Origin of the sequence: Achromobacter ruhlandii (genome assembly GCF_902859695.1) — a bacterium.
In the GTDB taxonomy this organism is placed as follows: domain Bacteria; phylum Pseudomonadota; class Gammaproteobacteria; order Burkholderiales; family Burkholderiaceae_B; genus Achromobacter; species Achromobacter ruhlandii.
This window is the reverse complement of record NZ_CADIJL010000033.1, coordinates 56,886-65,401: the sequence shown is the minus strand read 5'-3', so window position 1 is coordinate 65,401 and position 8,516 is coordinate 56,886. Positions and strand designations below refer to the sequence as shown.

Here is an 8,516-nt window from a genome sequence, read left to right as displayed (position 1 = left end):
CTGCGCGCGGCGCGCGGCGGCGCGGAGCCGGCCGGGCGGGCGGGCGGGCGGGCGGGCGGAAGGAGTATGCTACGGCGCTTCACACCGGCCACACTCCCGTCACATCGCTATGCGCGGCAACCCCGACGCCCGGCAAGGCGCTATCGCCCTGCATGGGTTCTACTTCCTGTACTACGGCTTGCAGGGCGTCAGCATCCCGTTTCTTCCCCTGTGGTTCGCCAGCCGCGGCCTCGACCCGGCGCTGATCGGCCTGATCGTGGCGACCTCGTTCCTGCCCAAGATCCTGTCGACGCCGGTGGTGGCGCACGTGGCCGACCAGCGCGGCGGCGCGCATGGGCTGATCTTCGCCGCGCTGGCCGCTTCGCTGCTGCTGTTCATCTGCTACCCGTTCAGCGCGGCGCCGGCCTGGCTGTTCGCCGTCACCCTGCTGCTGAACGCGGTGTTCCCGGCGGTGCTGCCGCTGCTGGACCGCATGGCCATCGCCAGCGGCCGTGGGCAGGGCAATTCCTACACCATCATCCGCGCCTGCGGCTCGCTCGGCTTCGCCGTGGTCACGGTGGCCGGCGGCTACCTCATCAAGACCTTCGACGCCGATTGGGTAATGTGGCTGTCGATCCTGCTGATCCTCGCCTGCCTGGCCTGCGTGCGCCTGTTGCCGCGGGCCGCGCGCCCGAGCGCCGACGAGGCGCCGGCCGAGCGCGCGCGGCTGCCGATGCGCGAGATCCTGCGCGACCGGCCGCTGCTGCTGTGCATCGCCGCCGCTTCACTGGTGCAGGCCAGCAACGGCTTCCTGTATTCGTATTCCACGCTCTACTGGACCGACCGTGGCCTGTCGACGGCGCTGATCTCGACGCTGTGGGCGGTGGGCGTGGCCAGCGAGGTGCTGTTCTTCTTCCTGGCGCCCAAGGTGCTGGCGCGGCTCGGCGCCCAATGGCTGATCCTGGTTTCGGCCGCCATGACGGCGCTGCGCTGGGCCGGCCTGTCGGCCACCGCCGACCCGGGCTGGATCGCGGCGCTGCAGGTGCTGCAATGCTTCACGCTGGCCGGCAACAATGCCGCCATCATGTGGTACATCGCGCGCCGCGTGCCGGCGGCCTGCAAGACGTCGGCCATCGCGCTGTATGCGCTGCTGTCGGGCGGGGTGTTCATGTTCGGCAGCATCCAGCTGGGCGGCGCGCTGTATCGCGGTTACGCGCCGGGCGGCTTCCTGGTGATGGCGCTGTGCGCGGCCAGCGCCATTCCGCTGGTGCTGGCCGCCGAGAAACGGGCCCGCCGCGACGCGCCGGCCAGCAGCCCCTAGCGCGCGGAACCTTCCGCGGGACCGCTCACGCCTTGCGCGCCGTGGCCAACGCCCGCGCCAGGGTGTCGAAAACGCGCGCATCGGTGGACTGGGCGACGTTGAAGCGCAGGCAGTCGCCCGCGCTCAACGACACGCTGAAGGCGTTGCCTGGCGCCAGCACCACGCCGTCGCGCAGGCAGGCGCGCGCCACGGTTGCCGCGTCAATGCCGGCCGGCAGGCGGCACCACAGAAACATACCCGCCTTCGGCTGCAGCCACGGCACGATGCCGAGCGCCCGCAGCCGCGCGCTGGCGCGGTCGCGCTCCTCGCCCAGCCGCTGCCGCACCCACTCCATGTGCTTGCGGTAGCCGCTGTCGGTCAGCGTCCGGAACACCACGTCGGCCGCCAGCCGCCCGCCGCCGAACGTGGTGGCGATCTTCAGGTCGGCCAGGCTGTCGATCCAGTCGGCCCGCGCCGCGATGAAGCCGCAGCGCAGCGAGGCCGAGATGGTCTTGGAAAAGCTGCCGATCTGGATCACGCGCGACAGGCCGTCGAACGCGGCCAGCCGCGGCGCCGGCGTGTGCTCGAAGTCGGCAAAGATGTCGTCTTCCACGATCACCAGCCCCGCGCCGTCGGCGGCCTTGAGCAGCCGGTGCGCCGCCAGGGGCGACAGCGTCGCGCCGGTGGGGTTGTGGATGCCCGAATTGGTGATGTACAGGCGCGGCGCGTGCTCGCGCAGCGCCGCCTCGAAACGCGCCACGTCGGGCCCGTTCGGCGTGTACGGCACGCTGACCACGCGGGCGCGGTGCGCCTTGAGCAAGGCATGGAAATTGAAATAGCAGGGATCGTCGACCAGCACGGTATCGCCCGGCTCCAGCAGGAAGCGGCAGATCAGGTCGATCGCCTGGGTGCCGGACTCGGTCAGCATGAGCTGCTCGGGCGCGGTGTCGATGCCGGCGGCGGCCAGCCGCCGCGACAGCACCTGGCGCAGCCCGGGATGGCCGAGCGGCGTGGCGTATTCGGTCAATTCCAGCGAAGCGGCCTTGGCCAGCGCGCGCAAGGCGCGGCGGATGCCGGCTTCGTACATCCAGTCGGCCGGCAGCCAGCCGCAACCGGGCCGCAGCGCGTCGGGCGCGGCCTCCAGCGACTGGCGCGAGACCCACAGCGGATCGATCTCGCGGTCCAGCCTGGGGCCGATCTCGGTCAGCGCCAGCGGCGCCACCGGGCCGGCGACGTAGAAGCCAGACCCCGGCCGCGACGTGATGCTGCCTTCGGCGGCCAGGCGTTCATAGGCCTCGACCACGGTCGACACCGACACCCCCATGGCGGCCGCCTGCGCCCGCACCGAAGGCAGCCTGGTGCCCGGCGAATAGGCGCGCGAAGCAATGCGCGACCGCACCTGCGCCATCACCGCCTCGATTCGCGTGCCGCCCTGCTTCACCGTTGCCTCCCTGGCCGTACTGGACTGTATTGCATAACAGTTATTTTTAATTGTACTGGACTGTCTCTGGGGCAGGCGCACCGGAAATGCTCCACTGGCGTTTTCATCGGAGCGGTGCATGGACAAGGCAACAAGCGGCTGGATCAACGGTTTTATCGGCGTGGCGATCTTCGCCGGCTCCCTGCCGGCGACCCGGGTGGCGGTGGCGCAACTCGATCCCATCTTCCTGACCGGCGCCCGCGCCACCATCGCCGCCCTGCTGGGCTGGGCCCTGCTGTGGCTGCTGCGCCAGCCGCGGCCGCGCCGCGCGGACCTGCCCGCCCTGACGCTGACGGCCATCGGCGTGGTGCTGGGCTTTCCGCTGCTGACCGCGCTGGCGCTGCGGCACGTCACCTCGGCGCACTCGATCGTGTTCCTCGGCCTGCTGCCGCTGTCCACCGCCATCTTCGCGGTGCTGCGCGGCGGCGAACGGCCGAAGCCGGCCTTCTGGCTGTTCTCGGTGGCGGGCGCGGCCTTCGTGGCGGGCTACGCGCTGACGGGCGGCCTGGACGTGTCGCTCAAGGGCGACCTGCTGATGCTGGCGGCCATCGTGGTCTGCGGCATGGGCTACGCCGAAGGCGCCAGGCTGTCGCGCACGCTGGGCGGCTGGCAGGTCATCAGCTGGGCGCTGGTGCTGTCGCTGCCGGTGATGCTGCCGCTGACGCTGCTCACCTGGCCGCCTTCGTTCGCGCAGGTCACCCCGGCCGGCTGGATCGGCCTGGCCTATGTGTCGCTGTTCAGCATGCTGATCGGCTTCGTGTTCTGGTATCGCGGCCTGGCCCAGGGCGGCATCGCGGCGGTGGGCCAGTTGCAGCTGTTCCAGCCCTTCATGGGCCTGGGCCTGGCGGCGCTGCTGCTGCACGAGCAGGTCAGTTGGACCATGCTGCTGGCGACGCTGGCGGCGGTGATCTGCGTGGCCGGGGCCAAGAAACACGCGCGCTGATGCCAGCGAAAAAAGGCGCCGGACAAAGCCGGCGCCTTTTGCATTGCGGTCAACAGACCCTCGGGTCCCGTCAGCAGCAGCCGATGCGTTTCTTGCCGCCGTAGCGGGCGTCCTGCCGCTCGCGGAAGAAGTCCTCGTAGCTCATGGGCTCCTGGTCGGGATGAGTGCGCCGCATGTGCTCGACGTAGTTCTCGTAGTCGGGCACGCCGACCATCAACCGCAGGGTCTGCCCGAGGTAGCGGCCGGCGGCGCCGGCCGCCGAAGTCATGTTGGAAAACAGCATGGCGGCGCCTCCTTGCGTCAGTCCGCGCCGGCGGCGGCAGCGGCCGGCAGGGTTTCGTAAGGCGTCTCGCGCGCGGTCGGCTGGTTCTCGGCGCGGGCGCGCATCACCGAACGAATGCCGAACACCACGATGCTGACCACCACGAACATGAAGATCGCGCACAGGCCGGCGTTGATGTAGTCGTTCAGCACCACGCGCGACATTTCCGCCAGCGACTTGGCCGGGGCCAGCACCTTGCCTTCGGCGATGGCGGCGTTGTACTTGGCCGCGTGCGACAGGAAGCTGACCTTCGGGTCGGCATGGAACAGCTTCTGCCAGCCGGCGGTCAGCGTGCATGCCAGCAGCCACAGCGTGGGCAGCACGGTGACCCAGGCGTAGCGGTCGCGCTTCATCTTGAACAGCACCACGGTGCCCAGCGTCAGCGCGATCGCGGCCAGCATCTGGTTGGCGATGCCGAACAGCGGCCACAACGTGTTGATGCCGCCCAGCGGATCGACCACGCCCTGGTACAGGAAGTAGCCCCACGCCGCCACGCACAGGCCGGTGGCGATCAGGTTGGCCGGCAGCGACTCGGTGCGCTTGAGCGACGGCGCGAAGGTGCCCAGCAGGTCCTGCAGCATGAAGCGGCCCGCGCGGGTGCCGGCGTCCACCGCCGTCAGGATGAACAGCGCCTCGAACAGGATGGCGAAGTGGTACCAGAAGGCCATCATGCTGGGGCCGCCGATGGCCTGGTGCAGGATGTGCGCCATGCCCACGGCCAGCGTCGGCGCGCCGCCGGCGCGCGAAATGATGGTGCTTTCGCCGACGTCCTTGGCGGTCTGCACCAGGTCGGCCGGGGTGATCACGAAGCCCCAGCTGGACACCACCTGGGCGACCTGGTCGGGCGTGGTGCCGATGACGGCGGCCGGGCTGTTCATCGCGTAATAGATGCCCGGCTCGATGACGCAAGCGGCCACCAGCGCCATGATGGCGACGAACGATTCCATCAGCATGCCGCCGTAACCGATGTAGCGGGCCTGGGTTTCGTTCTCGATCAGCTTGGGCGTGGTGCCCGACGAGATCAGGGCATGGAAGCCCGACACCGCGCCGCAGGCGATGGTGATGAACAGGAACGGGAACAGGTTGCCCGACCACACCGGACCGGAGCCGTCCACGAACTGCGTCAGCGCCGGCATTTTCAGCTCGGGCGCGACCACCACGATGCCGATGGCCAGGCCGACGATGGTGCCGATCTTCAGGAAGGTCGACAGGTAGTCGCGCGGGGCCAGCAGCAGCCACACGGGCAGCACCGAGGCGATGAAGCCGTAGACGATCAGGATCCAGGTCAGGCCCTTGCCGTCGAAGTCGAACATCGGGCCGATGACCGGATGCGCGGCCACGTCCTGGCCGAAGGTGATGGCGGCCATCAGGCCGACGAAGCCGATGATGGACACTTCGCCGATCTTGCCCGGCCGGATGTAGCGCAGGTAGACGCCCATGAACAGCGCGATGGGAATGGTGGCGGCCACCGTGAAGGTGCCCCACGGCGAGTGCGTCAGCGCCTTGACCACGATCAGCGCCAGCACCGCCAGGATGATGACCATGATCATGAAGGCGCCGAACAGCGCGATCACGCCCGGGATCTTGCCCAGCTCGGACTTGACCAGGTCGCCCAGCGAGCGGCCGTCGCGGCGGGTCGAGATGAACAGGATGGTGAAGTCCTGCACGGCGCCGGCGAACACCACGCCGGCCAGGATCCACAGCATGCCGGGCAGGTAGCCCATCTGCGCGGCCAGCACGGGGCCGACCAGCGGGCCGGCGCCGGCGATGGCGGCGAAGTGGTGGCCGAACAGCACGTGCTTGTTGGTCGGAACGTAGTCCAGGCCGTCGTTGTACTTCCAGGCCGGCGTCATGCGCGTCGGATCAAGGCGGAACACCTTGTTGGCGATGAAGCGGCTGTAATAGCGGTATGCGATCAAGTACACGCAGACGGCGGCAATCACCACCCATAGCGCGTTGATGGTCTCCCCTCTGGCCAGCGCCACGGTGCCCAGCGCGAACGCGCCCAGGACCGCAACCGCCAGCCAGACCAGGTGCTGACCCAGTCCCTTACTGCTGGTTTGCATAAGTGCTCCTCTTGCCTCCCGCCATGCTTTTGGCGTGAAACGCTTTTTTCGTCCCGCGGGTAGGCAGACTCATTGTTGTAGGGTGGCGGGCGCGAACGTCCGCACGGCGTCCGGTCGACGCGGGCGTTAGTATTTCGGTTTGCCCGGGGCGCAACAAGCGCGGAACTACGCAAGCCCCCTACGTGGTACTACGGAATGCGCCGCAGCATATTCGCCGCCGGGATCGTAAAATCGGCGGCGCGGACTCCTGTCCGGCGTGGGCCTTTTCCCTTGATGCACCGCAACACGCGCATTCGGCGCTGATACAAATCCCCTGATGAAGCTGCGCCTGAAAATCCTGCTGTTGGCCGCCGTCCCCCTGCTGGTGGCGCTGGCGGCCATCGCCGTGGCCGTCTACGTGCAGGGCCTGCAACTGGCCCAGCGCGAAAAGGAAGTGGTGGAAAGCGCCTGGCTCGGCAGCAAGGAAAGCGAGCTGCGCCATTACGTCAGCCTGGCCTACAGCGCGATTGCCCCGCTGCAGGACGCCAGCGACGGCGACGCCGCCCGCGAGCGCGCGCTGGCGCTGCTGGCGCAGATGGAATTCGGCCACGACGGCTATTTCTTCGTCTACGACCTGCAAGGGCGGAACCTGATGCACCCGCGCCAGCCCGAACTGGTCGGCCAGGATCTCTGGAACCTGCGCGACACCCGCGGCCAGCCAGTGATCCAGAACCTGCTGACGGCGGCCCGCCGCGGCGGCAGCCAGGGCGAAGCGGTGCACTACCAGTGGGAAAAGCCCTCGACCCACCAGATGGTGGAAAAGCTCGGCTACGTGGTGGTGCTGGAACGCTGGGGCTGGATGCTGGGCACCGGCATCTACCTGGACGACGTCGAGCAGACCCTGGCGCACATCGACGCGGCCGCCCAGTCCAACATCCGCGACATGTTCGCCTGGGTCGCCGGCATCGCCGCGGTCTCGATCCTGGGCGTGGCCGCCTGCGGCCTGGCGCTCAATATCAGCGACCACCGCCAGTCCGACGCCAAGCTGCGGCTGATGGCGCAGCAGCTGGTGCGCTCGCAGGAAGACGAACGCGCCCGCCTGTCGCGCGAGCTGCACGACGGCATCAGCCAGGTGCTGGTGTCGATCAAGCTGGCGCTGGAGGCCGCGCGCGAACGTTTGCGCCAGGCCCTCGGCGCCGAGCCGCGCGCGCTGGCGCACATCGACACGCCGCTGGGCGGCGCGCTCGACCGTCTCAATACCGCCGTGGGCGAAGTGCGCCGCATCTCGCACAACCTGCGCCCGACCCTGCTGGACGACCTGGGCCTGCCGGCCGCGCTGGAACACCTGGGCCGCGAATTCGCCGGCGCCAGCCAGCACGGCGCCGCGCCGCTGACCGTGCGCCTGTCGACCCAGGGCCGGCCGGTGAAGCTGCCCGATGCCTACGCCACCGCCCTGTTCCGCGTCACCCAGGAGGCCCTGACCAACGTGGTGCGCCATGCCGGCGCCCGCCGCGCCGACCTGACGCTGGCCTACACCGAACGCGACCTGCGCCTGACCATCCATGACGACGGCCGCGGCTTCGACTACGCCGAGGTGCAGCAGGATCCGCGCCGCGGCATCGGCCTGCGCAACATGCGCGAACGCATGACCGCGCTGTCCGGCAGCCTCAGTTTCCATACCACCGACCAGGGCACCACCCTGCAGGCCTGGCTGCCCTTGCCGCCGCCCTTCTCCGACGCCTCCGACGCTTCCCGACCCGCATGACCGACCCTGGCTCCCCCATCCGACTGCTGCTGATCGACGACCACCCGCTGGTGCGCGACGGCCTGCGCCTGCGCCTTGAGACCGTGCCCCACCTGCAGGTGGTGGGCGAAGCCGGCAACGCCGCCGCCGCCCTGGCCTTCCTGCAGGCCTGCCTGGCCGAAGACCCCCAGGGCGGCACCCTGCCGCAACTGGTGTTGATGGACCTGAACATGCCGGGCGTGGGCGGCCTGGAACTGACCGCGCAGCTGCATGAACGCTATCCGCAGATCGCCGTGCTGGTGCTGTCGATGCACGACAACCCTGAATACATGCTGCAGGCCGTGCGCGCCGGCGCCCGCGGCTACCTGCTCAAGGACGAGCCGGCCCAGGAGATCCTGGCGGCCATCGATAGCGTCATGACCGGCCGCAACTACTTCAGCGCCGCCGTGTCGCTGCGCCTGTCGCAAGCCAGCGCCCCCGCCACCCTGCTGACCCAGCGCGAGCGCGACGTGCTGCGCCACATCGCCAGCGGCCACGCCAACAAGCAGATCGCCCAGGCGCTGGGCCTGTCGGTGCGCACCGTCGAAACCCACCGCCTGAACATCAAGCGCAAGCTGGGCATCGACGGCCAGGCCGAACTGATCAAATACGCGGTGGAAAACCGCGGCGTATAACCCCTCCATCCGTCAGGTTTCCGGCTGCG

Annotated in this window: 7 protein-coding genes; 4 read left to right on the top strand and 3 right to left on the bottom strand. The window is 69.3% G+C overall.

Going from position 1 to position 8,516, the window contains the following annotated elements:
- Positions 1–109 precede the first annotated feature (109 nt).
- A complete protein-coding gene (locus tag HV742_RS26690; RefSeq protein ID WP_175146800.1) occupies positions 110–1,300 on the top strand; it encodes an MFS transporter in 1,191 nt (396 codons plus the stop codon).
- Between the two features lie 25 nt (positions 1,301–1,325).
- Here HV742_RS26690 and HV742_RS26685 read toward each other — a convergent pair whose 3' ends face one another.
- The gene (locus HV742_RS26685) at positions 1,326–2,687 is read right to left on the bottom strand and encodes an aminotransferase-like domain-containing protein (protein ID WP_217482423.1); all 1,362 of its coding nucleotides are present in this window, start codon (positions 2,685–2,687) and stop codon (positions 1,326–1,328) included.
- Between the two features lie 151 nt (positions 2,688–2,838).
- Here HV742_RS26685 and HV742_RS26680 point away from each other — a divergent pair, with 151 nt between their 5' ends.
- The gene (locus tag HV742_RS26680; protein WP_175146798.1) at positions 2,839–3,702 is read left to right on the top strand and encodes a DMT family transporter; all 864 of its coding nucleotides are present in this window, start codon (positions 2,839–2,841) and stop codon (positions 3,700–3,702) included.
- A gap of 70 nt (positions 3,703–3,772) precedes the next feature.
- On the opposite strand, the gene HV742_RS26675 is transcribed toward HV742_RS26680, so the two are convergent.
- Positions 3,773–3,985, bottom strand: coding sequence for a YbdD/YjiX family protein (locus tag HV742_RS26675; protein ID WP_100504858.1), 213 nt, complete (start codon positions 3,983–3,985; stop codon positions 3,773–3,775).
- Positions 3,986–4,002: 17 nt separating this feature from the next.
- Positions 4,003–6,090, bottom strand: a complete 2,088-nt coding sequence (locus HV742_RS26670; RefSeq protein WP_049074108.1) for a carbon starvation CstA family protein — start codon at positions 6,088–6,090, stop codon at positions 4,003–4,005.
- A 316-nt stretch (positions 6,091–6,406) separates the two neighbouring features.
- Between HV742_RS26670 and HV742_RS26665 the strand changes: the two genes are divergently transcribed.
- Entirely contained in the window at positions 6,407–7,834 is a 1,428-nt protein-coding gene (locus HV742_RS26665) for a cache domain-containing protein (RefSeq protein WP_049074110.1), read from the top strand.
- On the top strand, positions 7,831–8,487 hold the full coding sequence (locus HV742_RS26660; protein ID WP_049074112.1) for a response regulator: 657 nt from the start codon (positions 7,831–7,833) through the stop codon (positions 8,485–8,487). Before HV742_RS26665 ends, HV742_RS26660 begins: the two co-directional genes overlap by 4 nt.
- Positions 8,488–8,516 lie beyond the last annotated feature (29 nt).

Bases quoted from the DNA above. Each gene is read 5' to 3' on its own strand.
- HV742_RS26665 (WP_049074110.1), top strand. From the start codon at position 6,407: ATGAAGCTGCGCCTGAAAATCCTGCTGTTGGCCGCCGTCCCCCTGCTG.
- HV742_RS26660 (WP_049074112.1), top strand. From the start codon at position 7,831: ATGACCGACCCTGGCTCCCCCATCCGACTGCTGCTGATCGACGACCAC.
- HV742_RS26685 (WP_217482423.1), bottom strand. From the start codon at position 2,687: ATGGCGCAGGTGCGGTCGCGCATTGCTTCGCGCGCCTATTCGCCGGGC.
- HV742_RS26680 (WP_175146798.1), top strand. From the start codon at position 2,839: ATGGACAAGGCAACAAGCGGCTGGATCAACGGTTTTATCGGCGTGGCG.
- HV742_RS26675 (WP_100504858.1), bottom strand. From the start codon at position 3,985: ATGCTGTTTTCCAACATGACTTCGGCGGCCGGCGCCGCCGGCCGCTAC.
- HV742_RS26670 (WP_049074108.1), bottom strand. From the start codon at position 6,090: ATGCAAACCAGCAGTAAGGGACTGGGTCAGCACCTGGTCTGGCTGGCG.
- HV742_RS26690 (WP_175146800.1), top strand. From the start codon at position 110: ATGCGCGGCAACCCCGACGCCCGGCAAGGCGCTATCGCCCTGCATGGG.